At 66.5% G+C, this 23,812-nt stretch carries 23 protein-coding genes; 10 read left to right on the top strand and 13 right to left on the bottom strand.

From position 1 onward, the window contains the following. The first annotated feature begins 731 nt into the window (after positions 1-731). Positions 732-1,109, top strand: coding sequence for a winged helix-turn-helix domain-containing protein (locus tag ACFEMD_RS10990; RefSeq protein WP_278290758.1), 378 nt, complete (start codon positions 732-734; stop codon positions 1,107-1,109). Further along, positions 1,106-1,387: a DUF7521 family protein gene (locus ACFEMD_RS10985; RefSeq protein WP_049891624.1), complete on the top strand. Its 282-nt coding sequence runs from the start codon at positions 1,106-1,108 to the stop codon at positions 1,385-1,387. Before ACFEMD_RS10990 ends, ACFEMD_RS10985 begins: the two co-directional genes overlap by 4 nt. Positions 1,388-1,522: 135 nt before the next feature. Here the strand turns inward: ACFEMD_RS10985 and lpdA are convergent, their stop codons facing one another. The 5 genes from lpdA to lipA form a co-directional block, all read right to left on the bottom strand. Further along, complete coding sequence (gene lpdA, locus ACFEMD_RS10980) at positions 1,523-2,995, bottom strand: dihydrolipoyl dehydrogenase (protein ID WP_394741045.1); 1,473 nt, start codon at positions 2,993-2,995, stop codon at positions 1,523-1,525. Positions 2,996-3,032: 37 nt separating this feature from the next. After that, on the bottom strand, positions 3,033-4,685 hold the full coding sequence (locus tag ACFEMD_RS10975) for a dihydrolipoamide acetyltransferase family protein (protein WP_394741044.1): 1,653 nt from the start codon (positions 4,683-4,685) through the stop codon (positions 3,033-3,035). Between the two features lies 1 nt (position 4,686). Beyond that, entirely contained in the window at positions 4,687-5,673 is a 987-nt protein-coding gene (locus ACFEMD_RS10970) for an alpha-ketoacid dehydrogenase subunit beta (RefSeq protein WP_394741043.1), read from the bottom strand. A gap of 1 nt (position 5,674) precedes the next feature. Next, the gene (pdhA, locus tag ACFEMD_RS10965) at positions 5,675-6,805 is read right to left on the bottom strand and encodes a pyruvate dehydrogenase (acetyl-transferring) E1 component subunit alpha (RefSeq protein WP_394741042.1); all 1,131 of its coding nucleotides are present in this window, start codon (positions 6,803-6,805) and stop codon (positions 5,675-5,677) included. A gap of 243 nt (positions 6,806-7,048) precedes the next feature. Further along, on the bottom strand, positions 7,049-8,014 hold the full coding sequence (lipA, locus tag ACFEMD_RS10960; RefSeq protein WP_394741041.1) for a lipoyl synthase: 966 nt from the start codon (positions 8,012-8,014) through the stop codon (positions 7,049-7,051). A gap of 108 nt (positions 8,015-8,122) precedes the next feature. On the opposite strand from lipA, the gene ACFEMD_RS10955 reads away from it, so the two are divergent. Together ACFEMD_RS10955 and ACFEMD_RS10950 are read left to right on the top strand one after the other, a co-directional pair. Next, complete coding sequence (locus ACFEMD_RS10955) at positions 8,123-9,523, top strand: MATE family efflux transporter (protein WP_394741040.1); 1,401 nt, start codon at positions 8,123-8,125, stop codon at positions 9,521-9,523. Positions 9,524-9,740: 217 nt separating this feature from the next. Then, the gene (locus tag ACFEMD_RS10950; RefSeq protein WP_394741039.1) at positions 9,741-12,155 is read left to right on the top strand and encodes a DEAD/DEAH box helicase; all 2,415 of its coding nucleotides are present in this window, start codon (positions 9,741-9,743) and stop codon (positions 12,153-12,155) included. 1 nt (position 12,156) lies between these two features. Here ACFEMD_RS10950 and ACFEMD_RS10945 read toward each other — a convergent pair whose 3' ends face one another. The 5 genes from ACFEMD_RS10945 to ACFEMD_RS10925 all read right to left on the bottom strand — a co-directional run bounded on the left by ACFEMD_RS10945 (position 12,157) and on the right by ACFEMD_RS10925 (position 15,544). After that, complete coding sequence (locus ACFEMD_RS10945; RefSeq protein WP_394741038.1) at positions 12,157-12,390, bottom strand: DUF7385 family protein; 234 nt, start codon at positions 12,388-12,390, stop codon at positions 12,157-12,159. Positions 12,391-12,488: 98 nt separating this feature from the next. Then, entirely contained in the window at positions 12,489-13,145 is a 657-nt protein-coding gene (locus ACFEMD_RS10940) for an HAD family hydrolase (protein WP_394741037.1), read from the bottom strand. A 533-nt stretch (positions 13,146-13,678) separates the two neighbouring features. Beyond that, entirely contained in the window at positions 13,679-14,275 is a 597-nt protein-coding gene (locus tag ACFEMD_RS10935; protein WP_394741036.1) for a DJ-1/PfpI family protein, read from the bottom strand. An 88-nt stretch (positions 14,276-14,363) separates the two neighbouring features. Then, complete coding sequence (locus ACFEMD_RS10930; protein ID WP_394741035.1) at positions 14,364-15,152, bottom strand: inositol monophosphatase family protein; 789 nt, start codon at positions 15,150-15,152, stop codon at positions 14,364-14,366. A gap of 230 nt (positions 15,153-15,382) precedes the next feature. After that, positions 15,383-15,544 carry a hypothetical protein gene (locus ACFEMD_RS10925; RefSeq protein ID WP_394741034.1) on the bottom strand — a complete coding sequence of 54 codons (162 nt, stop codon included), beginning with the start codon at positions 15,542-15,544 and terminating at the stop codon, positions 15,383-15,385. Between the two features lie 326 nt (positions 15,545-15,870). On the opposite strand from ACFEMD_RS10925, the gene ACFEMD_RS10920 reads away from it, so the two are divergent. Together ACFEMD_RS10920 and ACFEMD_RS10915 are read left to right on the top strand one after the other, a co-directional pair. Next, the gene (locus ACFEMD_RS10920; RefSeq protein ID WP_394741033.1) at positions 15,871-17,163 is read left to right on the top strand and encodes a hypothetical protein; all 1,293 of its coding nucleotides are present in this window, start codon (positions 15,871-15,873) and stop codon (positions 17,161-17,163) included. A 61-nt stretch (positions 17,164-17,224) separates the two neighbouring features. Further along, positions 17,225-17,533: a MazG nucleotide pyrophosphohydrolase domain-containing protein gene (locus tag ACFEMD_RS10915; protein WP_394741032.1), complete on the top strand. Its 309-nt coding sequence runs from the start codon at positions 17,225-17,227 to the stop codon at positions 17,531-17,533. 15 nt (positions 17,534-17,548) lie between these two features. Here ACFEMD_RS10915 and ACFEMD_RS10910 read toward each other — a convergent pair whose 3' ends face one another. Continuing rightward, a complete protein-coding gene (locus tag ACFEMD_RS10910) occupies positions 17,549-18,727 on the bottom strand; it encodes an HD domain-containing protein (protein WP_394741031.1) in 1,179 nt (392 codons plus the stop codon). A gap of 69 nt (positions 18,728-18,796) precedes the next feature. Further along, positions 18,797-19,315: an AAA family ATPase gene (locus ACFEMD_RS10905; protein WP_394741030.1), complete on the bottom strand. Its 519-nt coding sequence runs from the start codon at positions 19,313-19,315 to the stop codon at positions 18,797-18,799. A 165-nt stretch (positions 19,316-19,480) separates the two neighbouring features. Between ACFEMD_RS10905 and ACFEMD_RS10900 the strand changes: the two genes are divergently transcribed. Genes ACFEMD_RS10900 through phnE form a run of 3 tightly spaced genes read left to right on the top strand, consistent with a single transcriptional unit; the run spans position 19,481 to position 22,186 of the window. Continuing rightward, positions 19,481-20,491, top strand: a complete 1,011-nt coding sequence (locus ACFEMD_RS10900) for a PhnD/SsuA/transferrin family substrate-binding protein (protein ID WP_394741029.1) — start codon at positions 19,481-19,483, stop codon at positions 20,489-20,491. 37 nt (positions 20,492-20,528) lie between these two features. Beyond that, the gene (gene phnC / locus ACFEMD_RS10895) at positions 20,529-21,296 is read left to right on the top strand and encodes a phosphonate ABC transporter ATP-binding protein (protein WP_394741028.1); all 768 of its coding nucleotides are present in this window, start codon (positions 20,529-20,531) and stop codon (positions 21,294-21,296) included. Continuing rightward, complete coding sequence (gene phnE, locus ACFEMD_RS10890; protein WP_394741027.1) at positions 21,293-22,186, top strand: phosphonate ABC transporter, permease protein PhnE; 894 nt, start codon at positions 21,293-21,295, stop codon at positions 22,184-22,186. The genes phnC and phnE overlap by 4 nt, the downstream gene beginning before the upstream one ends. A 22-nt stretch (positions 22,187-22,208) precedes the next feature. On the opposite strand, the gene ACFEMD_RS10885 is transcribed toward phnE, so the two are convergent. Beyond that, positions 22,209-22,913: a hypothetical protein gene (locus ACFEMD_RS10885; protein ID WP_394741026.1), complete on the bottom strand. Its 705-nt coding sequence runs from the start codon at positions 22,911-22,913 to the stop codon at positions 22,209-22,211. A gap of 99 nt (positions 22,914-23,012) precedes the next feature. On the opposite strand from ACFEMD_RS10885, the gene ACFEMD_RS10880 reads away from it, so the two are divergent. Next, entirely contained in the window at positions 23,013-23,777 is a 765-nt protein-coding gene (locus ACFEMD_RS10880; RefSeq protein ID WP_394741025.1) for a DUF91 domain-containing protein, read from the top strand. Positions 23,778-23,812 lie beyond the last annotated feature (35 nt).

Genomic DNA, 23,812 nt, shown 5'->3' with positions numbered 1-23,812 from the left:
TCGTATATGGGTCCAGTTCGGTGGTGCCGAATCGCGGACCGATCGGGCGTCACCGAACTACCAAGGCTCACATCAGATCCCATCTGTACGGCGGACCGCAGGGGTAGGATCCTCATTTCCTTCGGACGTATTCATAAGCCTCGAGGAGTACTTAACCCCTTCGAAGCTCGAGTTGAGACGTCCAATCCGACGGGCCGCCGAGCGGCGCCGTCGGGTTCTCGATTGCGTTCCATCCGAATCCCCGTATGTACTTAAGGCCGTCGGATCGGCCCGTCCGGAACTCGCATCCGGAAACTCGACCGATCGAACGGTCGATGACGAGACGGGTCTGGTGGAACGGTTTCTCCGTGCCGGAGAACGGCCGGAGGGACGTGGCAGATCTGCCACGTCGATCACAGTAGTATCGAGTGGCGGGTTGGTATATATGGCTGTCGAAGCAGATACAGTTCGGAATACGGTACCGTACCATGGTTTTTGCTCGTCTAGGAATACAGTTGACAATTCAGTCAAAGATGTTCGCACTAGGAGGAAAACTGATATCACGCGGGCGGAGGTCGGCCGTTCATTCCACCCTCGAAGGTTCGGTCGGGCCGAATGATACCCGCGTACTCGGACCTCGAGCACGAACGGGCAAGAAGGCTTCGAGAGGGCGAAGCCGTACGACATTCGCAGGCGGGAACGGCAATCCGCATCGATGCCGATAAACCTCGCGCGTCACAAGAGGAAGACGAATGGTTCAGGATCCGATCACTTCGGAACCGCCGCCGTCACCGGAAGTGATCTGTTCTGCGCTCGACGACCCCGACTGTCGGGAGATCATCCGGAGGCTCGAGGAGCCGATGACAGCGTCGGAGCTCAACGCTCGGTGTGAGATCCCACAGTCGACGCTGTACCGAAAGCTGGAGCTCCTGACCGACTCGACACTGCTCGAGGAGTCGACCGAAATCCGTCGTGACGGCCATCACGCGAGCAAGTACTCGGTCGCATTCGACGAAATCACGCTCGTGCTCGAGGACGATCGGTCGCTGTCGGTACAGATCGAGCGCCCGGCCCGGACAGCCGACGAACGGCTCGCCGAACTGTGGTCTGAGGTTCGAAAGGAGACATGACTGGAATAGAAACTGCGCTCGTATTGGCAATCGTCAAAACCCTCGTTCTCGTCGTCGGCGGCGTGATCACGTACTTCGCGTTCAAGGCCTACCGCCGAACCCGCCAGCCGGCGCTTGGCTATCTCGCGGGAGGGTTCGGTATCGTTACTCTCGGGTTCGTTCTGGCGGGCGTGCTCCATGAACTGCTCGGCGTCTCGCTCGTAACCGGAGTGCTTCTCGAAAGCCTGCTCGTTCTGGCAGGCTTTTCGGTAATCGCCTATTCGCTGTACGTTCAGTAGTGATGGATTCGAACGTTCCCGACTGATCGGTACGCTCCGTCGGCGCGGAGTGCTTCGATCGCGGCTAATGAACGTCGAGCGGGACCGTGGGTCGAACCGCTCGAGTTTGAACTCCGAAAACAGTCGTCGATTCGGTTACCGATTCAGTGTATGAATCGCGTGACCGAGCGCGTTCTCGGCGGCCTCCATCACCGCCTCCGACAGCGTCGGATGGGTGTGGACCGTCGTGGCGACGTCCTCGAGGGTCGCCCCGAGTTCGATCGCGAGCCCGAGTTCCGCGATCAGCTCGGATGCTTCGGGACCGACGATCTGGGCGCCCAGCACGTAGCCCTGGTCGTCGTCGGCGACGATCTTGACGAACCCGTCGGAGTCGCCGGTCGTCAGCGCCCGGCCGCTGGCCCGGAACGGGAACTTCCCGACGACGGTCTCGAAGCCGGCCTCGTCGGCCTCGGACTCGGACATTCCGACGGTACCGATCTCGGGTTCGGTAAACACCGCCGCGGGCATGGCCTGGTAGTCGATCGCCGACGGCTCGCCGGCGATCACCTCGGCGGCGACCTGGCCCTCCATGCTGCCCTTGTGGGCGAGCATCGGCTCGCCAGCGACGTCGCCGACGGCGAAGATGTGCTCGACGTTCGAGCGCGCTCGCGAGTCGGTCCCGATGAAACCACGGTCGTCGGTTTCGACGCCGGCGTTTTCGAGCTCGAGCGTGTCCGAGACCGGCTCGCGGCCGACGGCGACGAGGACCTTCTCGGCGTCGAGCTCGAGGGAGTCGTCCTCGACGGCCTCCGCGCTCGCCTCGCTTCCGCCGTCAGCAGCCGCCTCGTCGGGTGCCTCGGCCACGACGCGGATGCCGTCGCCCTGCTGTTCCCACTCCGAGGCCGCGTAGCCGAAGTGAAACTCGATCCCGAGGTCGTTCGCGCGCTGTTTGACGGGGCGTTTGAGATCGTCGTCGTAGCCCGGCAGAATCGAATCGAGCATCTCGATGACCGTCACGTCGGTGCCGAGCTTCGCGTAGACGCCCGCGAGCTCCATCCCGATGTAGCCGGCGCCGACGATCACCATCGAGTCCGGCACCGACTCGAGCGCGAGCGCCTGCGTCGAGTCGATCACCGGCTCGTCGTCGTACTCGAAGCCGGGGATCTCGATCGGGCGCGAGCCCGTCGCGACGATCGCGTGTTCGAACTCGAGGGTCTCGGAGCCCTGTCCCTCGCCGCTGTGGGAGACCCGGACGGTGTTCTCGTCGGCGAAGGTGGCGGTCCCCTCAAGTAGGTTGACACCGTTTGCCTTACAGAGCTTCTCGACGCCGCCGGTAAGCTGATCGACGACGTCGTCCTTCCAGCCCATCATGCCGGCGAGGTCGACCGCGGGGTCGGCGTGGATCCCCATCTCCTCGGCGTTGCCCGCCTCGTGGGCCACGTCGGTGGCGGTGATCAGCGCCTTCGAGGGGATACAGCCGTCGTTCAGGCAGGTTCCCCCGTAGGCGTCCTTTTCAACGAGCGTTACGTCCAGATCGAGCTGGCCGGCCCGGATCGCGGCCGTGTAGCCCGCGGGGCCCGCGCCGATTACCAGTACGTCCGTTCCGGTGGTGACGTCTCCGACGACCATTACGTGGACCTCTCTCGTGGTAGCGTAGTAAGGTTCATCATTCGAGCAGTAGCAGTTCCGGATTCTCGAGGTACTCCATCAGTTCGTTCGTAAACTGTGCGCCGACCGCGCCGTCGATCAGCCGGTGGTCGAACGACAGCGACAGCGTCATCACCGAACGGGGTTCGATCGACTCCGCGCCGTTTTCGTCGGTAACGACGCGGGGTTTGCGCTTGATCTCGCCGACGGCGAGGATCCCCGCCTCGGGGTAGTTGATGATCGGCGTCGCGTACTCGCCGCCGATCCCGCCGACGTTCGTGATCGTAAACGTCGAGCCCCGGAGCTCGTCGGGGCTGATCGAGCGCTCTCGGGCCTTCGTGACGAGTTCGTTCATCTCCGATGACAGCTGCAGGAGTCCCTTCCGGTCGGCGTCCTCGAGGACGGGGACCATCAGGCCGACGTCGGTCGCCGTGGCGATTCCGATATTGTAGTAGTCGCGGTAGACGATCTCCTCGTTGTCCTCGTCGATCACCGCGTTCATCTCGGGGAACTCCTTCAGCGCCGCCGTCACGGCCTTCATAATGAACGGCATGTACGTGAGGCTGATCCCCTGTTCTTCGGCGCGGGGTTTGAGGCGTTCTCGAGCCTCGACGAGTTCGGTGACGTCGACCTCGTCGTGGTGAGTGACATGGGGCGCCGAGTACTTCGACTCGACCATCGCGTCGGCGATGGTCTTGCGGACGCCCTTGAACGGCTCCCGACGTTCGCGTTCGCCCTCGGCGAACTCGGTTCCCTTCGCGCCGACGGGTTCGCCCGCCGAGACTGCCTCGGTGTCGGCCTCCTGGGCCCGTTGCTGGGCCTCGGCGTACTCCCGGACGGCTTCGGGGGTGACGTACGCCTCGCCGTCGCGTTCCTCGTCGGTCGGGACGGCGTCGATGTCGACGCCCTCGTCCTCGGCGAGCTTCCGGGTCGCAGGCGCGGCCAGGGTCCGATCGCGGTCGGCGGACTCGACCCGTGCCGGTGTGGCCGTCGCCTGCGTCGTCTGCGCTCCGGCCGTTCCGGTGTCGGCCGCGGCGGTGTCGGCCGTGTCGGAACTCGAGTCCGCCCCCGCGTCGGACGCGGATTCCTCGGGCGTCGTCTCGGCTTCCGCCGACTCCGAGGACGCGTCCGAGCCGCCCGCGGCGGGTTCCACGTCGGCCGCGGTGATCCGACCGCCGGGACCGCTGCCCTCGAGCGTCGAGAGGTCGATCCCCTCCTCGCGGGCCAGCCGTCGCACCCGCGGCGGTGCGAAGACCCGATCCTCCGGTGGTTCGACCTCGCCGGTTTCGGCACCCGTCGCGCCGGCGTCGCCGGCGGGTTCGCCGTCGGCGTCCGCCTGGGCCTCCTCGGGCGAGTCCACACCCGGTGGTTCGCTCGCCTGTTCGTCTTCCGACGCGGTCGGTTCTTCCGTGCTCGGCGCCTCGCTTTCCTCGCCCTCGACGTCGTACGTGATGAACAGATCGCCGACGGGAACCATCTCGCCTTCCTCCCAGTGAAGTTCTCTGACGGTGCCGTTGACCGGCGAGGGCACCTCGACGAGGGCCTTGTCGGTCTCGACCTCCGCGACCGGCTGGTCCTCGCTGACGGTGTCGCCCTCCTCGACCAGCCAGCTGACCAGTTCGCCCTCGGCGACTCCCTCGCCGACGTCTGGTAATTTGAACTCTCGTACCATGTTAGAACCCCATCGTGTCTCGGATTCCGTCCTCGATGCGGGCCGGCTCGGGCAGGTAGTAGTCCTCGAGGGCGTACAGCGGGAACGGCGTGTCGAACCCGGTGATACGACCGACGGGAGCCTCCTGGTAGAGCAGCGCTTCCTCCTGGATCGTCGCCGCGATCTCGGCGCCCAGACCGCCCGTCTTGGGCGCCTCGTGGACGACCGCCGCGCGGCCGGTCTTCTTGAACGACTCGACGATCGTCTCCTCGTCGAGTGGCGACAGCGTCCGCAGGTCGACGACTTCGACGTCGATCTCGCCGGCGAGGTTCCCCGCAGCCTCGAGCGTCGGGCGGCTCATCGCACCCCACGTGAACACGGAGATATCGGACCCCTCGCGGCGGACGGCTGCCTCGCCGAGGGGCACCTCGTAGGACTCGTTCGGAACCTCCTCGCGGAACGCCCGGTAGATGAGTTTGGGCTCGAGGAAGAGTACCGGGTCGGGCGAGCGGATCGCGCTCGCCAGCAGTCCCTTCGTGTCGTAGGGGGTCGAGGGGATGACGACCTTCAGACCGGGCTGGTGGACGAACATCGCCTCCGAGGACTCGGAGTGGTGTTCGGGCGCCCGGATCCCGCCGCCGTAGGGGGCGCGGATGACCATCGGACAGGTGTACCGGCCGCGCGAGCGCGTCCGCAGGCGCGCGGCGTGGGAGATGATCTGGTCGAACGCCGGGTAGATGAAGCCGAGAAACTGCATCTCGGGGACGGGACGCATCCCGTAGGCGGCCATCCCGACCGCCGTCCCGACGATGCCCGACTCCGCGAGGGGCGTGTCGATGACGCGGTTCTCGCCGAACTCGTCGTACAGCCCCTCCGTGGCGCGGAAGACGCCGCCGTTCTTGCCGACGTCCTCGCCCATGACGACGACGTCGTCGTCGCGTTCCATCTCGCTTTGCAACCCGTCTCGTACCGCCTGTACCAGCGTGAGATTTTCCGATTCTGCAGCCATATTAGCCCTCCAGAAGCGCGTCGTCGCCGTGTCGCTCTCGGATCGATTCGAACCACTCGAGCTGTTCCTGTAGTCGCTTCGGCATGCCCTCGTAGACGTGTGCGAAGATCTCCTCGGGGTCGGGTCGCTCGACGGCCTCGGCGGCGTCGATCGCCTCGGCGACGTCCTCCGAGATCCGGGACTCGATCGCGTCGACGCGCTCGTCGTCGAGCATGCCGTTGTTACGCAGGAACGTCTCCATGCGCGGGATGGGATCCTTCTGTTTCCAGCGCTCGACCTCGTCGTCGTCGCGGTAGACCGACGGATCGTCGGCCGTCGTGTGGGCGCCGAAGCGATACTGGACTGCCTCGATGAGCGTCGGTCTGGTCGCGCTACCGGGCGAGTCGTCCTCGACTGCATCCGGGTTCTTCGCCTTCTCGACGGCGTCGCGGGTTACCTTGTACACTGCCAGCGGGTCCATTCCGTCGACCTGAACGCCCTCGAAGCCGTAGGCGGTGGCTTTCTGGGCGAGCGTCTCGCTCGCGGTCTGGCGCTCTCGAGGGACGGAGATCGCCCACTGGTTGTTGTTACAGAAGAAGACGTTCGGCGTGTCGAAGACGCCGGCGAAGTTCAGCCCCTCGTGGAAGTCGCCCTCGCTCGTCGCCCCGTCGCCGAAGTAACAGAGGAACGCCTTCTCCTCGTCCTTGAGCTTCGAGGCCCAGGCCGCACCCGTCGCGTGTGGAATCTGGGTTGCGATCGGGACGGCCACGGTAAAGATATTGGCGTCGTCGGGGATCTGGTTGCCCAGTTCGTGGCCCATCCAGTACAGCAGGGTCCGCTTGAGCGACATGCCCCGCACGAGCGCCGAGCCGTGCTCGCGGTAGCTCGGGAACAGCCAGTCCTCGTCGGCCAACGCGTGGGCGCTGCCGATCTGGGAGCCCTCCTGGCCGGACAGGGGTGGATACGTTCCCATCCGACCCTGGCGCTGCAGGCTCACGGCCCGCTCGTCGAAGTGGCGGACGAGGCGCATCTGCTCGTAGATCTGGACGAACTCCTCCTCGGGGAGGTCGGGCACCTCGGCGCCCTCGAGAACGCGTCCGGCGTCGTCGAGCACCTGTACGCGGTCCTGCGGGTCTCGCTGTATCGTACTCACGGGTGTACCCACCTGTGCATACCCTAACGAATTATCGCTCGCGTTAAAGGATTTTCGTAAATAGTTTACTATCGATGAGATTCTTGCTCGACGCGCCGAGAGTGGTCGGGGAAGTTGGCTTGAACCGACCGATCGTCCGTGTCAGGGTGCCGAAAGGAGGGGGTCGTGGAGTGGATATCGAAAAATAATCCGGATAGTGGACGATCGGTCGGTCTCCGGGGACGAGAACGAGTCGCGAACGAACTACTCGGCGGTCGTCGCCGATCCCGACTCCGCGCGGGCGTCCTGGCGCGCCTGGGCGACGGTCTTCCCCTCGCGGAGGACTGCGTCGACGAACAGCTCGCCGGCCTTGTACGACGAGCGGACCATCGGGCCGCTGGCGCAGTAGAGGAAGTCGAGTTCCTCCTCGGCGACTCGCCGCCAGGTCTCGTACTTGTCGGGGTGGTCGTACCGACGGACCTCGAGGTGGTCCCGGGAGGGCCGGAGGTACTGGCCGAGGGTGACGATGTCGACGCCCCGTTCCCGGAGATCCGCCAGGGTCCGGTACACCTCGTGGTCGTACTCGCCGTGGCCGAGCATGATCGACGTCTTCGTGTAGACGTCGGACTCACGCTCGATCTGCTCGAGCACGCCCAGACTCTGTTCGTACCCCGCTCGACGGTCTCGGACGGGAAACTGGAGTCGCTCGACGGTCTCGACGTTGTGGGCGATTACGTCGGGTTCCGCGTCGATGATCTTCCGCACGAGGTGGTCCTCGCCCTGGAAGTCCGGAATCAGGACCTCGACGAGAATTCCGGGGTGGCGGGCCTTGATCTCGCGGATCGTCTCGGCGAAGTGGCCGGCGCCCTGATCGGGGAGGTCGTCCCGGTCGACGCTCGTGAGGACGACGTAGTCGAGGCCGATCTCGGCGACGGCCTCGGCGACGTTCGCGGGCTCGTCGGGATCGAGCGGTTCCATCCCCCCGGTCTGGACGTCACAGAAGTTGCAGGCTCGAGAGCAGCGATCGCCCATCAGCATGAACGTGGCCGTCCCGCCCGCGCCGTCGCCGGTGCCGGCGCCGCCGGACCAGCACTCGCCGAGGTTCGGACAGTTGGCCTCCTCGCAGACGGTGTGGAGGTTCCGCTCGCGGAGGCGCTTGCGAATGTCGGTAAACTCCTGGCCCGATGGCGGACGCATCTTGAGCCAGTCGGGCTTGCGGACGCTGCTCATACCCCGATCTGGCGGGCCAGCGTGAAAAACGGTTGTGGTCGCCGACCTTATCTCACACGACATCCGATAAAAATATTTATCGTGCATGTCGGCATCTATATGGTCAGGATGCTCGACCTCGACCGCGAGGAGATTACGACGGGCTCGATACCGCGGGTGCTCGCGGTCCTCGCCGCACCGTTGCTCGTCCAGAACCTCGTCCAGGTCCTCCAGCAGCTCGTCGACACCCTCTGGCTGGGCCGCCACAGCCTCGAGGCGGTCGCCGCCGTCGGTCTGACGTTTCCGATAATCGGCCTGCTGGCCGCGGTCGCGGTCGGCACCAGCGTCGGCACCCAGGTTCTCGTCTCACAGCGTGTCGGCGCGGACGAACTCGGAGAGGGGCGACGTGCCGCGGTCAACGGAACCGTCGTCGGATTCGTCGCCGGGCTGCTCGTCGGTATCGCAGTTTGGTTCCTCGCGGGCCACATCGTCGGTCTCTTCGGAGCCGGCACGGTCGTCACCCAGTACGCCGCCGCCTACCTCGCGACGTTCGCGTTCGCGATTCCTTTGATGAGCGCGAGCGACACCGTCGAGGCGAGTTTCGTCGGCTGGGGCGACACCCGCGCGGCCCTCTACATCAACGTCGTGGCGGTCGCGACGAACCTCGTCCTCGACCCGTTTCTGATCTTCGGCTGGTGGCTGTTCCCCGAACTCGGCGTCCCGGGCGCCGCGCTGGCGACGGTGATCGGGTACGGCGTCGGCTTCGCGTTCGGACTCGGCACGGCGATCCGCGGTCGAGACGGGTTCGCCCTCTCGCGGGCGGACGCCGATCTCACGCTCGAGGACTGCCGCGAGATCGTCGACATCGGGTGGCCGACCGCGGGCCAGTACCTCTCGAGCCAGTCGGCCCGCGTCGGGATGATCTGGCTCGTCGCGATCGTCGGCGGCGCGGCAGGGCTGGCGGCGTACACGATCGGCGCCCGGGTCGCGGCGATCGCGTTCGTTCCCGCGATCGGACTGCAACAGGCCGCACAGAGCATGGTCGGGCAGAACCTCGGCGCCGAACGCCCCGAGCGAGCCCGGCAGACGACGTGGGTCGGGGTCGTCATCGCGAGTGTCGGGCTCACCGCGGTCGGCGCCACCCAGTGGGCGATCCCGGAGACGCTGTCGGTGCTGTTCGTTCCAGACGCGAGTCCGGCGGAGGTCGAACTCGCCGCGGAGTACCTGCAGATCCTGGCGTACGGCTACTGGGCGATCGGCGCCACCTACCTCCTCCAGGCCGGGTTCAACGGCGCCAGGCGGACGCGAACGAGTCTGGTCGCGACGCTGTTTCAGTACTGGATCGTCCGGCTGCCCGTCGCGCTCGCCGGCGCCTACCTGCTCGGGCTGGGCGTCATCGGCATCTTCTGGGGCGTCACGATCTCGAATATCGTCGCCGCGCTGGGACTTGGCGCGTACTACTGGTACGAGACCGAGACGGGTATGAACGCCCGCGCCGTCGAAACCGCGAGCTCCGAGGCGGCGGACTGAGACGGACTGCTGTTTTAGCGACGTACCTGGGATCCGTCCGTCGTTCGTCATATATTCGAACGGACGCCACGACCGAGCGCACCACGGCACGCTTTCGGATCGGGCCGACGAGGCCGCCGCCGGCAGCCGATCGCGAACGCCGTCCTCGCCGATCACCGCCGAACTCGAGAGACGCCGAAGGAAACGCCTTTTGCCCGTCGATCCCCGTCTCCATCCGATGGAGGTCGCCGAGGTTCTACCCGAGTTCGCCGACGCCTTCGCCTTCGAGGAGTTCAACCGGATGCAACGCGAGGCCCTGCCCGCGCTGCTCGAGTCCGGCGCGAACGTGGTCGCGAGCGCGCCGACGGCCTCCGGCAAGACCGCGCTCGCCGAACTGGCGATCTGCAAGACGCTGGCCGACGGCGGCACCGCGCTGTTTATCGCGCCGATGCGGGCCCTGACCAACGAGAAGGAAGACGACTGGGACCGCTTCGAGGCTCTCGACTACTCGGTGTACGTCGTTACGGGCGAGCGCAACCTCAACCCGCGGCGGGCCCGCCACGCGGACATCCTCGTGATGACCCCCGAGAAGCTCGACTCGGCGACCCGGAAACACGATTCCCGACGCTACGACTTCGTCACCGACATCGACGTCTGCGTCATCGACGAGGTGCACCTGCTCGACGCCGACCGCCGAGGGTCGGTGCTCGAGGTGACGATCTCCCGGCTCCGGCGGCTCTGCGATCCGCGGGTCGTCGCCCTCTCGGCGACGATGCCCAACGTCGACGACGTCGCGGCCTGGCTCGACGCCCCCGAGGAGGCGACCTTCGAGTTCGGCGCGGAGTACCGCCCCGTCGAACTCAACGCCGGCGTCAGGACCTACACTCACGGCGACAACGCCTTCGCCGACAAGTACCGCCGGCTCTACCGGGCGCTGGATCTCGCCGAGCCCCACCTCCGCGAGGACGGCCAATCGCTGGTGTTCGTCTCCTCCCGGCAGGACACCGTTCGGGCGGCCGAGAAGGCCAGAGACGAGATCGCCGAGCGCGATATCCCGATGGGCGTCCGGGGGGATTACGACTTCCACACCGAGGCTCAGGAGCTCGAGAACGACACCCTGCGTAACTCCGTACTCGACGGCGTCGCCTTCCACCACGCCGGGCTCTCGAAGAACGACCGTGACCTCGTCGAGGAGTGGTTCAAGGCGGGCCACGTCGAACTGCTGTTCTCGACCTCGACGCTCGCCTGGGGCGTCAACCTCCCCGCCCGCTGCGTCGTGATCAGGGACACGAAGCTGCACGACCCCCTCGAGGGCGAGGTCGACATGAGCCCGCTCGACGTCCTCCAGATGCTCGGGCGGGCAGGTCGACCGGGGTACGACGACGTCGGCTACGGCTGGGTCGTCTGCGATACGGCAGAGGCCGACAAGTACCGACGACTGCTTCGGGACGGCAAGGAGATCGAGTCCCGCCTCGCCGAGACCCTCGAGACCCACCTCAACGCCGAGATCGCGATGGGTACCATCACCGACCTCGAGGACGTGATGGACTGGCTCGAGACGACCTTCTACTACGTCCGCGGCCAGTCCAAACCCGAAGAGTACGACTTCCCGAACCTCCGCCAGCGCGTCCGGGACTGCCTCGAGGGCCTGGTCGACCGGGGATTCGTCGCGATGGGTGAGTCCGGCGACCTCTCGATCGAGGCGACCCCCCGCGGGGTGCTCGCCTCGAAGTACTACCTCCGCCTCGAGACCGCCGCTTCCTTCGCCGCCCTCTGTGATCGGGCGGTCGGGGGCGAGACTCTCGAGCCCGACGACCTGCTCGAGGCCGTCGCGAGCGCCGCGGAGTTCGACTCGGTATCGGCCCGCCAGGACGAGCGCGACGCGATCAGCGCCGTGCTCGTGGGCCAGGAGACGGGCGACCTCGAGGCGGGCCAGCGGAAGGTGCTCGCAATCTTGCACGGGGCCGCCAGCGGCTCGGTTCCGCCGGACCTCAGAAGCGACGCCTGGGTCATCAGACAGAACGCGACTCGCCTGCTCTCGGCGCTTGGCGCCTTCCTCGACCGGCTGGCCGGCCCACACGCCGCGAACCTCGCGAGACGAGTCGAGGCGCGGGTCGAAAACGGCGTCGCCGAGGACGCCGTGGGACTCACCGCGATCGACGGCGTCGGCCCCGGACGAGCGAGCAAGCTCTCGAAAGAGGGGCTGTCGACGCCGGGCGACGTCGTCGACACCGGGGTCGCGGGACTCGTCGAGGCCGGGCTCTCGGAGGGCGTCGCCGAGGGCGTCTACGAGGGCGCCCAGTCGCTGCCCGCCGTCGAACTCGAGTGGGGCGCGTTTCCGGAAACGATCGGAGCCGGGGAGAACAACGTCTGCGAAGTCACCGTCCGAAACGTCGGCGAGCCCGCGCGGGCGGGGATTCGGGTCACCGTCAATGTTCGAGAGAGCGACGCTCTCTCGAGCCAGTCGGGAACGAACGTTCCCGACGACGGCGTCGAGATGACGAGTACGAACGCCTACCTGCGCGATACGGAGACGGTTCCGGTCGGCGTCTTCGGCGCCGACGCCGACGCGCTCGAGTTCAGCGTCAGCGTCGCCTTCCCCGAGGAGCCGCTGGTTCCGCTCGAGGAGCGCCGAACGGTCGACGTCGTCTGAACTACTTCTTGTGCGTGAAGATGACCGCCTGCCCGTCGGCCGACCCGATACAGAGGTCGAGTTGCTGCGAGAGGTTGAGACTGGTCGGGTTCTCCTTGCAGACGACGAGGTCGTCGAACTGGACGTCACAGGCCGGACAGGAAAGCGCGACCGTGTTCTGGTAGCTCTTGATCGCCTGGTTCTCCTCGCGAAGGGTCAACGACGCGGCGAGTTCGTCGAGGTCGATATCGTCCATACCGAACCTTTCGAGCGAGCACCTATAAAATCAGGCAGGATAATCATCGATCATCCGGTTTCTGCCGACGCGATTGGCACCCAGCCAGAGGACGGCAGCTACGCCTCCTCGACGAGCTCGAGGACCCCCTCCCGAACCTCGGCCGGCGTGTCGGCGGTCCGATCAGCGGGCGAGTAGTCGATGTCGCCGTGGGCGTCGATTCGGTAGGCGACGACGATCGTGCCCGCGCGGTCGGCGGCTTTGATGCCGTTCTCGGAGTCCTCGACGACGACGCACTCGTCGGCGGGGACGCCGACCTCGTCGGCCGCGTACTCGAAAACGTCCGGCTCGGGCTTGCTGTCACCGTCGATCTCCTCGGCGCTGATCACCTCGTCGAACGCCCCCTCGAGCTCGAAGCGCTCGAGGACCATCCCGATCCAGTCGTGAGGCGAGGAGGAGACGACGGCCGTCGGCACGCCCCGCTCGTCGAGTTCGGCGAGCAGGTCGTGGGTTCCCTCGAGCAGTTCGACGCGCTCGGTGTACAGCTCCTCGGCCGCCTCCCTGAACTGCTGGAGGTACTCCTCGCGGGAGATCGACGTGCCGTACTCGGCCTCGAGGTAGTCGTAGATCTCGGCGTAGTTCATCCCGCTAACCTCGGCGACGTCGACGTCCTCGTCGGGGACGGCCGCGGGGAGGATCTCCTCGCGTTGGAACTCGACCCAGTAGTCCTCGGAGTTGACGAGCACGCCGTCCATATCGAACAGAACTGCACTCATGTACGTCAGGCTACCGGGGACGGACGTATAGCCGTTTGGCCGTCGTGCGTACACCGCCGGGCGGTTCTGTCGGCAAGTCATCTAAAAGACGAACGCACAGTACAGGTGAACTCCGTCTCAGCTCGGTCTGACCATCCCGCCGCGGTGGCGCGCGCTGTCGACCGGCCGAACACCAGTGAGGACGGTCGACGACATTGTGCGAGGGATGAGCGAAGGGAACCAAGTGACCGAGCGAATCGGTTGGGGAGGGTGTGGTAATCCCCTGTGTTCGTGCAAGCAGGATCCGCTTCCGGAGATATTACCGCGAAAGCCCCTGCCGTTCCCGGGCGTTCTGACTCGCTGCGCGCGCTCCTTGCAGTCGCGTGCTTGCGTCGTCGGAACGCCCGGGAACGCCAGCCCCTTTCAGCCCCACCCGGCGGTGGTTAGGAAGGGCTGCAGATACAACGTCGAACAGCCCATACGTACTCGCTACGTAACGAATCGGTTCACTCGAGTGACCTCGAGGCTGATGAAAATCGTATTACCGACGACGGCTAGCCGAAGACCTCGCCGCGGCGCTCGTGTTCCATCTCCGTCTCGACCGCCTCGGCGATCTCGGCGCCGAACTCGCGCTCGAGCAGCCACAGCGCCAGGTCGATCCCGGCCGTGACGCCGCCGGCGGTGAGGACGTCACCGTCGTCGACGACCCGTTCCTCGACGACGTTCGCGGCCGAGTCGCCGAGGTCCTCGAGCGCGTCGTGGTGGGTCGTCGCGGGACGACCCTCGAGCAGCCCCGCCTCGGCGAGGATCATCGCACCGGTACAGACCGACGCGACCGTCGCGCCCGCCGCGAACCGAGCGTCGACGGCGTCCGGAACCGAGCCGTCGTCGACGACGGTCCGCACCCCGCCGTCGTCGCTCGTCCACCCGCCCCCGGGGACGACCAGCAGGTCTGACTCGCCGAGCGTGCCGTCGGGTTCCACACGGAGCCCGTGACTCGCCGTGACGAGGTCGGCGTCCTCGAGCGTAACTAGCCGAACCTCGAGGGAGGCGCCGGCCTCCGCGCCGTTTGCGAGGACCTCGTAGGGCCCGATCGCGTCGAGTTCGTCGAACCCGTCGAACAGCAGGATCTCCGCGGTAACGTCGGCCATATGCGATAGGTTCGCGCCGTCGGGGAAACGTATTTCGGCGGACGCCGTCGCCTACCGTTCCGCGACGACACAACCAATCCGCGAGCGATCAGGCCCGGTCCGAAATCGCATCCCGGGGGATCTCGAGGAGTTCCTCGAGCAGCGCCTCGTTGCCGGCGCCGACGAACCACTCCTCGCCGCTCGCGGTCTCGAGCCCGCTCTCGCGGGCGAACAGCTCGCCGAGGCGCTGTTCCTCCGCGTCGGGCCGATAGCAGACGATCCCGTCCAGACGACCGCGGGCGAGCAGCCCCCAGTGGACCGTCGGCGACCAGCTCTCGAGGCGGCGCTTGCACCGGTCCTCGATCGCGCGGTTGATCCGCTCCGCAACCGCGGCGCGGTCGGGCTCGAGTTTGACGTCGTGGCCGATAACCGAGGCGACGGTCGCCGTCGACGGCGCCGCGTCGACCTCGGCCGTTACGGGCCGACCGTCGTACCTGACGCCACCTCCGCGTTTCCCGACGTAGAGATCCTCGAGCAGCGGGACGTGGACGACGCCGAGAACGGGCTCGCCGTCCTCGAGCACCGTCACGGCCGTCGCGAACGAGGGCAGTCCCGACTCGAAGTTGTTCGTCCCGTCGAGAGGGTCGACGAGCCACTCGCAGGCGCCGTCGCCCTCGTGGACGCCAGACTCCTCGGCGCGGATCGGGTGGTCCGGAAACCGCGAGCGAATTGCCTCGAGCATCCGCTCCTCCGAGCCGGTGTCGGCGCTGGATTTCACGTCATGGGCGAGCCGATCGACGTCGGTGTCGCCGGCTCGGTAGGCCTCGCGCAAGTATTGCCCGCCGACGGTGCAGGCCTCGATCGCGGTCGCCTCGAGTTCCGAGAGAGACGGTTTCATGGTTCGAACGAGTCGGCCAGCCGGCAGTTGAACGTTCGGGTTCCGCTCGCCCGGGAGGTTCCTCACGGCGCTTCCGAGACGCTAGAGGCGTCTGCGAGGACGTCCGAGCCGGAGTTACCTGGTCGTCTCCGCCGCCTGCGGCCGATTGCTGGCGATTCCGAAGAAGAAAGCGAGGTAGAGAGCCAGGACGACCGTCCAGAAGGCGGCGACGACCAGCGAGACGGGAACGCTCATCGATCCCTCGCTCGACCGCGGTAGCTGGAGCTGCCGCACGCACACCGCTTCCCGCCGATCGGCAGGAGCGTTCCGTCGTTCAGCAGCCGGGCGGCGACGGGGCGGGTACAGTTCTCGCAGATCGCGACCGTCTTCGGACGCTCGTGTATCGAAGCCATCGTCCCGCTCGAGCGTACCGCGGGAAGCGCCATGAACGCTGCTAGGAGCCCACAATCCGTATCCGGAGCACTACGTCTGTCTCGGTATCTTGCCGAACGTGTCGGTGCGAGGCGTAACTCTCGGTCCCGGCCCCGCTCTCGAGCCTGCAGTAGTTACTTCAATTCTCGACTCGAGACACAGAGCAGATGCGACGACGGGGGACGCGACGGATTCAGTGTGGACCGGACGGACGGACGCTCGCCGGGTCGAACGGACGAGAGTCCCGCCGAGGACGGCGCCGTTCGCGGCGCGGTGGGCGGCCGACGAAAACCGCGTCGAGGGCTCGATGAACCGGCGCTACCTCCTGCTAATCGGCCTGTTCGTCCTCGTCGGCAGCTACCTGGTCGCCGGCGGCGCGGTCGATCCGACGACGGAGCCGGGAGAACCCGAAACGCTCGAGCAGGACCGACTGATCCAGCCCGACGAGAACGGCAGCCACGTCTGGCCCTACACGAGCCGAGATCGGTCGACCGACGAGCGGACCCTCGCGCTCAACGTGATCGTCCACGGCGACGACGAGCGCGTCCAGCGGGCGCTGGTCGCCCAGGACGAACTCGAGTGGGAGGAGCTCGATCCCGACGAGGAGGACGAAGCCGAGGCCTACGAGGACGAGGAGGACGCGATCCAGTGGGACGACGCCCACGGCTCGACGCGGTACACCTACGTCGACACCGAACCCCACGGCGGGGACGGCGTTTGGATCGACGAGAGCTACCAGCTCCACTCGGGGACGTACCTCGGCAGTCGACACCACATTCGAGCGTACACGACCGAACACGACGACTGGACGGCCATCCAGGTCCACCAGGAGCACTTCGACTTCTTCCGGCTTCGACACACGGTGACCGACATCCAGCAGTCCCAGAACACGCTCGAGGGGGAGTTCCTCGACGAGCCGTTCGTCGAGGAGGTGCGACGGGAGTACCACGGCACGCACGGCGGGTGGAACGACGGCTGGCTCTCGGTTGTCGAGCTGGCGGCCGTCGGCCCCGTCGTGATCGGGAGCGTGCTCGGCGTCCTCGGGCTAGCCGGTAGCGGGAAGGCCAAAGGAGCCCTGCGGGGTGCCCGTCGGCTGCTCGAGTGGGCGTACCTGAACGTCCGCGGGTTCGTGCTCGTCGGGGCGCTCGCCGGACTGGTCGTCGGCGTTCGAAGCGCGGGGATCGCCGTCGAAGCGGCGGTGCCGTGGATCACGCCGCAGGCGTTCGTCGTCGCGCTCTACCCGATCCTGGCGGTCGGGTTACCGGTGACGGCGATCGTGCTCACGCAGTCGCTCGAGCGGGCGGGCCGGCTGTTGCGACTGCAGCGCGTCGTGAACTGGCTCGGTCGGCCGCTTGCGCCCCAGTCGGCGTTTACGTTTACCGTCGTCGGGCTCGGGCTCGGGTTCCTGCTGGATTTCGCCGCGGTCGGGGTGACGACGCTGCCGCTCGAGTTGCTGCTCCACCGGATCGGGCTGATCGTCACCCTCGGGCTGCTCGCCGCGGGAACCGCCCGCAACGACACCGAGGGCGTCGTGCTCTTTGGCATTGGCCTTCTGGGCTGGATGATCGGCCTCGCGATGCCGCTTCTGGGCTACCTGTAGCGACGGTCGCCGTCGTTTCGAAACGCCGTACGTTTTTGGACCAGCTCTCGTCTCCGGCACCATGGAGGACCAACAGCGACGAGTCGCGGCGTTCGTCGACGACCACGACCTCGAGACCCCGCCGACGTACAGGCTGCTCGACCTCGTCTCGGAGGTCGGCGAACTCGCGAAGGACGCCAACGAGTCGACCGCTTACGGCGCCGAGCCGGACGATATCGAGATCAGCTCCGACGAGGTCGGCGACGTCCTGTTCGCGCTGCTGGCGCTCGCCGACGACCTCGAGATCGACGCCGGCGAGGCGCTCGAGGAAGCGCTCGAGAAGTACGAACGTCGGCTCGAGGAGGACGGATCGGCGAGCTCGGGCAACTGAGAGGACGAACGATGGCTACGGTTCGGGGTCGCCCTCGAGCTCGAGGACGTCGGCGGCCGCCTCGCGAACCGCGTCGAGGCGATCCGGTGGAGCGTAGACCCCGAGGCGCCAGATCTCGCGCGCACAGGCGTCGAGGCCGGCGACCAGCGGCGACCGATCGCCGAGTCGTCGGGGTTCCCCGTCGACGAGGATCTTCGCTCTGGATTCCGGTGACGAGGGCATCCCGGGGCTGTCGAGGATCACGGCTGACGGGGCGACGTCGGCGACGCTCGCGATCTCGCGCTCGAGCTCCCGGGTGCGGTCGTACTCGAGGCCGACGAAGCGCTCTGGAACACCCTCGCGTCGAACCCAGGCCGCGCGCTTGTAGAGCCGGCGGTTGCGCAGGCGGCTCGCGGCGTCGGCCGTCGGCTCGTGGTCGGCGAGCGCCGCCAGCAGCTCCTCGTCGGTTAGGCGGGCGAACCGTTCGGGCTCGAGGACGCCGTCGGCGAGGACGCGCTCGCTGGCCCGGTCGAGCATCGCACCGGCGATCCGGGAGACGTGGTGGCGGTAGACGGTCGCGTTCATCAGCGTCCGGGCGATCAGCGCGCTCTCGGCGGTCGCGACGTTGCCGTCGGCGATCACCAGCTCGCCGTCGGCCCGTCGGAACGCCCGGATCAGCCGCGCGTGGTCGATCGTTCCGTAGGGGACGCCCGTGTGGTGGGCGTCGCGAACGAGATAGTCCATCCGATCGACGTCGAGCGCGCCGGAGACGAGTTCGCCCAGCGGGCCGCGGCCGTCGACGGTCGCCGCGACGGCGTCGGGGTCGATTCCTCGCTCCTCGAGGACCGTTCCGAGTTCGGTCTCGGCGAGCAACCACCCGATCTCGTCGTGGTGGCGCCCGAGGTGGCGCTCGATAGCGGCCTCGGTCTGGTGGCCGAAGGGGCCGTGACCGACGTCGTGGACCAGCGCCGCGGCTCGAAGGCGATCGGCGAGGGCGTCCTCGAGTTCGAGCTGGTCGACGGCCCGCGAGGCGAGGTGGTAGACGCCGAGGCTGTGCTCGAAGCGGGTGTGGTTCGCGGCGGGGTAGACGAGCTGGACGGTGCTCAGCTGCCGGACGTAGCGGAGTCGCTGCATCGGCTCGGTGTCCAGCAGCGCCTCCGCTACCGGGCGGAGTTCGATGTAGTCGTGAACGCTATCCTTGATCGTCGTCGTCATAGCCGACACTCGGCGGACCGGGCTCTTAGCCGCGGTGGTCTGGACGTCGGCTGCGAACCGATCCCAATGTTACTGCGTGGCGACCGGCGCGAGCAGCGCGCGGTCGATCTGCTCGCGGGTCTCCTCGAGCGAGCCGGAGTTGTCGATCGTCACGTGCTCGCACTCGAGGGAGTCGAACGTCTCGCGCAGCTGCAGGTGCTGTTCGAAGTGGGCGTCGCTGACGCAGTCGGTTCGGCTCTCGATGCGCTCCTCGACGACGTCAACGTCGCAGTCGACGTAGACGAACGTGCAGTCGGCGCCGACCGCGCCGGCGATCTCGGCGGCTCGATCGCGGTACGGTTTCGACTGGAACGTCGCGTCGAGGACGACGTCGGTTCCGGACTCGAGAGTCGACCGCGCGAGCGAGAGCAACTCGGCGTAGGTCGCGTCGGTTTCGGCCGAGGTGTAGTCGGGATCGGGGAAAAGTCGCTTCCGAACCCGATCGCTTCGGTAGCGCTCGGCCTCGAGCCGGTCGGCTGTGTACGCCGAAGCGACGGATTTGCCCACGCCCGGCAAGCCACAGTAGACGATCAGGGTTGGACGGGCCACGACTGGTGGTCGTCCGTACAGGTATTAAATCCGACCGAAATCCGATCGGGCGATCGATGATCGCTCGTGAGATTTTATCGATCTTGTAGCGATAAATATGAAAAGAAACCGCCCATACTGCGAAACTATCATTGACTTTATCCCGATTCGCTTACGGTACTATGTATGGTCCGGACACCACGCTGTGGCGATAGCACACGACGAACGTTTCTGGCGAGCTCCGGAGGGGTCGGACTGGCGGGGCTGGCTGGTTGTCTCGGGGGGAACGGCGACGACGGTGACGGCGACGCCGTTCGGTTCATTCTGAACCCGGCGGAGGAACAGACCGACATCATCGAGGAGTACACGCCGATGAAGGAGTACCTCGAGGAGGAAACCGGTGCCGAGATCGAACTCATCCGCGCCGGCAGCTACGTCGAAACCCTCGAGGCGCTCGACGCCAACCAGGCGGAGATGGCCGACACGTCGCCGACGGCGGTGCCGGGCGGCGAGGGGTTCGCCGACGTCCTCGGAATGCGGACGGCCTTCGGCGGTCCACTGTACTTTTCGACGATCGTGACCACGCCGGACAGCGATATCGAGAGCGTCGAGGATCTCGAGGGCGAGTCGGTTGCCGTCGGCGCGCTGATGTCGTTCAGCGGAACGCTGGCACCGGCGACGATGCTGAGCGATACGGGACTGGATATCGGTGATTTCCCGCAGGGAGATGCGGAGGATCTCGAGATCCAGACCGCGGGCGACCACGACACGGCCCGCGAGCAGATGGTCAACGACGATACGGTCGCGGCCGCGGCGACGGGTGCGTTCGCGTCCGCGCCCCAGATCCCCCAGGAACAGTTCGACGAGTACGAGGAGTTCGTCGAGCACTCCGCGGAGTACGACGACGCCGGCTCGGCACTGGAAGACGGCGAGGAGGAACTGCAGCTGCTCGACGTCTCGGAGTCGCTGCCTCGAGCGCCGATCATGGCCCGCAGCGAGTGGGACGATCCGGTCCGTGAGGACATCGAAGAGGCGCTGCTCTCGGCCGACGAGGAGGACCTCATCCCAGAGGACGTCGGCGAGGACTACGAACTCTGGTTTACCGGTATCGAGGAAGCCAGCATGGACGACTACGAACCGGTCAACGAGGTCCTCGACGAACTTGGACTCGAATTCGAAGACTTTGAGGAAGAGTAGCGGCCAGACACGATAGGTACCGCACCCAAATTTAATCATGTCCGCTATTCGAGTAGAAAACCTTACAAAACGGTACGGGGAGACGGTCGCTCTCGACGACGTCTCGTTCGAGATCGAAGAGGGGGAGTTCGTCGTCGTCCTCGGCATCTCGGGGTCGGGAAAGTCGACGCTTCTCAGATGTATCAACGGACTCGCCGCGCCGACTGAAGGCGCAGTGTACGTCCAGGACGAACCGGTCACGTCCCACAGAAACGACGTCTCGATGGTCTTCCAGCAGCACAACGTCATTGAGGGAATGAGCGCGTACTCGAACGCGCTCACCGGCGCGCTGAGCCGGGCCGATTACCTGGAGAGCGTGCTCCGATTTAACGACCGCGAGGACAAAATCAGAGCGCTCGAGGCGCTCGAGACGGTCGGACTGCTCGACGAGGCCGAGCAGCGAGCCGGTCGCATGAGCGGTGGCCAACAACAGCGGGTCGGCATCGCCAGGGCGCTCGTTCAGGAGTCGGATATCCTGCTCGCCGACGAACCGGTCGCGAGTCTCGATCCCGGCAGCGCACAGACGGTCATGGGGTATCTCCGTTCCGCGGCCGAACAGCGCGGCCTGACCGCGATGATCAGTCTCCACCAGGTCAATCTCGCCCGACAGTTCGGACAGCGATTTATCGGGCTCGCGGACGGAGAGCTGGTCTTCGACGGGTACGGCGACGATCTGACTCTCGACGTGATCGACGAACTGTACGGCGGGATCGACATGGAAGAGTTCCTATCGGCCGGTGACGACAGAACGGAGGCGACCCAATGAGTACGGATGCGGACACCGCCATCGAACAACGGTTAGAGGAGATCCGGCTCACCCGCCGAGTCCGGTGGATCATGTACGGACTCCTCTCGGTGCTGTTCGTCGCCGCGCTGTACGGCTCGATACGGCTGATGGACTTCTCCTTTGGCTACCTCTACCAGCAGTGGCCGTACTTCACCGACCAGATCGTCAACTACGTCCCGGACCTCGAGTTCCTCATCGAGGAGAACCTGCCGCTCGAGGCCGGGATCACGCTCGCGATGGGGTTCGTCGGAACCGTCTTCGGGATCCCCTTCGCGCTCGCGCTGGGCGTCCTGGGAAGCGGTCGGGTGACTCCCTTCCCGTTTAACTTCATCTTCCGGTCGATCATGGCCGTCTCCCGCGCGATCCCCGCGCTGGTGTGGTTCTTCATCTTCATCCCGCTGAGCGGACTGGGAGCGATCACCTCGACGATCGCGATCTTCGTCAGCACGATCGGTAACCTCGGCCGTCTCTTTACCGACGAACTCGAGGAGATCAAGGAGGGGCCGATCGAGGCGATGGAGACGACCGGTGCCTCGAAGTCCCAGACGGTTAGCTTCGGCATGCTGAGCCAGGTCAAGACCTCCTTCATCGCCTGGACGCTGTACATCTTCGAGGTGAACGTCCGCCAGGCCGTCACGCTCGGACTGCTCGGCGGCGGCGGCATCGGCGTCGTCATCGAGGTCCAGCAGGGGATGCGCGCCTACGACAACATGATGGCCGGGATCCTGGTCGTCTTCGTGCTGATCGTCGCCGTCGAGATGGTCAGTCAGCGCATCCGATCCTACCTCCGCGACGATGAGGAGGCCGACGGGCTGATCGCGCTCATCGTCGGCTTCCCGCAGCGGATGGCCGAATCGGCCGTCAAGTAACCCGTCTACTCCGGTTTTCGACTCACTCGAGATCAAGTTCGCGCGCCCGCTCGAGGAACAGCGTTTTCGGTTCAGTATCGGGATCAATATCTAAGGGAGCGACCTCGAGCTGGGGTTTCTCTCGGCGTTCGCTCGGAAAGTGAACCGCGAGCTCGTACCGCCCGATCGCGCCGTCTACGGTGTCGACCAGCCGTTCGTCCTCGGTCGTTAGCTCGAGTCCCACCGCGTCCCGGACGGCCGCCTGGAGCCGACGCTCGGCGGCCGTGTACCCCGGAAGGCTCCGCTTGACCGGGGCGGGGACGTCCGAGAGGTAGGCCTCGCTGGCGTCGTGGAGCAGTCCCCACCGTCGTGCCGACCTGTTTCCGCCGCGGGCCTCGACCTCGCGGCTGACGTGAACCGAGTGGCGAGCGACGCTGTAGAAGCACTTCCCCTGACCCGTGAACCGGCTGAGGTTCGAGAGCGCGTGGGCGACGTCTGCTAGCTCGATCCGCTCGGGTTCCGGAGCCAGCGGCGTGATCGTTCCGCCCGTTCGGGTGTCGATCGGGGCGTGCCCGCCGTTGGCTTCCGCGAGAACGTCCTGCAGCTCTCCGGCGACCGACTCCGCTCGCCGTCGGAGTTCGTCGTCCGGTTCCTCGGCTGTCCGCAGCGCCTGCGTCAGCGTCGCAACCTCGTCCTCGAGCCGGGACGGATCCACCGATTCGGCAAATCCCTCGTTCAAATCGGCCATACCGTCGTGGATTCGCGGGCTGGGAAAAAGCGTAACGTTGTGCCGGAGAACCTGACTCTCGCCCTCGGGTTTAAGTACCGGAGCGCGGCCAACGACCCCATGATCGACGACGCCATCCGCGTACTCGCGGGCGACTGCACCGTCATCGCGGAGGACGCCGACCGATCGGAGTACCGCGGTCGAGTAACGACGATCGTCAAGCCCGACAACACCGTGCTCGTCCACGATATCGACGGCTACCAGCCCGTCGCCTGGCTCACCCGGGCCGACAGCGTCTCGAGCGATCGGGCGGGCGACTTCACGCTCGTCGCGAAGAAGGACACCCAGACGCTGCGGATCGCCGCTCACGAACAGGAGGGGTTCGCCCACTACCCGGCCTCGGCCGCGGGAACGCCAGTCGGAACCTGCCCTGACTGTGACGGCGCGCTCGTTCGCTCCTCGGGTGTCCACTGCGTCGACTGCGGCGACCGCTACGGGATCCCCTCGGACGCGACGATTCGCGAGGAGCGATGTGACTGCGGACTCCCGCGAATGCGCGTCGAGCGCGGGCTCGCGTTCGACGTCTGTCTCGATCGGAGCTGTGAGTCGCTGGACGACGCCGTCCGCGAGGCGTTCGACCGCGAGTGGGTCTGTCCCGAACCGGGCTGTGACGGCGACTTGCGGATCCTCCGTCGTGGCGGGCTGATCGCCGGCTGCGAGCACTACCCCGACTGCGACACCGGGTTCGCGGTGCCCGCCGGCGTCATCGACGGCGACTGCGGCTGCGGGCTGCCGACCTTCGAGACTGGAACCGGCGCGCGCTGTCTCGACGCGACCTGCGGGCGAGTCGGGGAGTATCGCGTGGAGGCCGGCGTCGACGACTGAGACGGGATCCACAGCCACTTAGTGATCCCCGGCAA

Origin of the sequence: Natronococcus roseus (assembly GCF_043677095.1) — an archaeon.
Taxonomy (GTDB): domain Archaea; phylum Halobacteriota; class Halobacteria; order Halobacteriales; family Natrialbaceae; genus Natronococcus; species Natronococcus roseus.
The sequence above is the reverse complement of the archived record's forward strand: the minus strand, read 5'-3'. Positions and strand labels throughout refer to the sequence as shown.

Bases quoted from the DNA above. Each gene is read 5' to 3' on its own strand.
- ACFEMD_RS10990 (WP_278290758.1), top strand. From the start codon at position 732: ATGGTTCAGGATCCGATCACTTCGGAACCGCCGCCGTCACCGGAAGTG.
- ACFEMD_RS10985 (WP_049891624.1), top strand. From the start codon at position 1,106: ATGACTGGAATAGAAACTGCGCTCGTATTGGCAATCGTCAAAACCCTC.
- lpdA (WP_394741045.1), bottom strand. From the start codon at position 2,995: ATGGTCGTCGGAGACGTCACCACCGGAACGGACGTACTGGTAATCGGC.
- ACFEMD_RS10975 (WP_394741044.1), bottom strand. From the start codon at position 4,685: ATGGTACGAGAGTTCAAATTACCAGACGTCGGCGAGGGAGTCGCCGAG.
- ACFEMD_RS10970 (WP_394741043.1), bottom strand. From the start codon at position 5,673: ATGGCTGCAGAATCGGAAAATCTCACGCTGGTACAGGCGGTACGAGAC.
- lipA (WP_394741041.1), bottom strand. From the start codon at position 8,014: ATGAGCAGCGTCCGCAAGCCCGACTGGCTCAAGATGCGTCCGCCATCG.
- ACFEMD_RS10955 (WP_394741040.1), top strand. From the start codon at position 8,123: ATGCTCGACCTCGACCGCGAGGAGATTACGACGGGCTCGATACCGCGG.
- ACFEMD_RS10950 (WP_394741039.1), top strand. From the start codon at position 9,741: ATGGAGGTCGCCGAGGTTCTACCCGAGTTCGCCGACGCCTTCGCCTTC.
- ACFEMD_RS10945 (WP_394741038.1), bottom strand. From the start codon at position 12,390: ATGGACGATATCGACCTCGACGAACTCGCCGCGTCGTTGACCCTTCGC.
- ACFEMD_RS10940 (WP_394741037.1), bottom strand. From the start codon at position 13,145: ATGAGTGCAGTTCTGTTCGATATGGACGGCGTGCTCGTCAACTCCGAG.
- ACFEMD_RS10935 (WP_394741036.1), bottom strand. From the start codon at position 14,275: ATGGCCGACGTTACCGCGGAGATCCTGCTGTTCGACGGGTTCGACGAA.
- ACFEMD_RS10930 (WP_394741035.1), bottom strand. From the start codon at position 15,152: ATGAAACCGTCTCTCTCGGAACTCGAGGCGACCGCGATCGAGGCCTGC.
- ACFEMD_RS10925 (WP_394741034.1), bottom strand. From the start codon at position 15,544: ATGGCTTCGATACACGAGCGTCCGAAGACGGTCGCGATCTGCGAGAAC.
- ACFEMD_RS10920 (WP_394741033.1), top strand. From the start codon at position 15,871: ATGAACCGGCGCTACCTCCTGCTAATCGGCCTGTTCGTCCTCGTCGGC.
- ACFEMD_RS10915 (WP_394741032.1), top strand. From the start codon at position 17,225: ATGGAGGACCAACAGCGACGAGTCGCGGCGTTCGTCGACGACCACGAC.
- ACFEMD_RS10910 (WP_394741031.1), bottom strand. From the start codon at position 18,727: ATGACGACGACGATCAAGGATAGCGTTCACGACTACATCGAACTCCGC.
- ACFEMD_RS10900 (WP_394741029.1), top strand. From the start codon at position 19,481: ATGGTCCGGACACCACGCTGTGGCGATAGCACACGACGAACGTTTCTG.
- phnC (WP_394741028.1), top strand. From the start codon at position 20,529: ATGTCCGCTATTCGAGTAGAAAACCTTACAAAACGGTACGGGGAGACG.
- phnE (WP_394741027.1), top strand. From the start codon at position 21,293: ATGAGTACGGATGCGGACACCGCCATCGAACAACGGTTAGAGGAGATC.
- ACFEMD_RS10885 (WP_394741026.1), bottom strand. From the start codon at position 22,913: ATGGCCGATTTGAACGAGGGATTTGCCGAATCGGTGGATCCGTCCCGG.
- ACFEMD_RS10880 (WP_394741025.1), top strand. From the start codon at position 23,013: ATGATCGACGACGCCATCCGCGTACTCGCGGGCGACTGCACCGTCATC.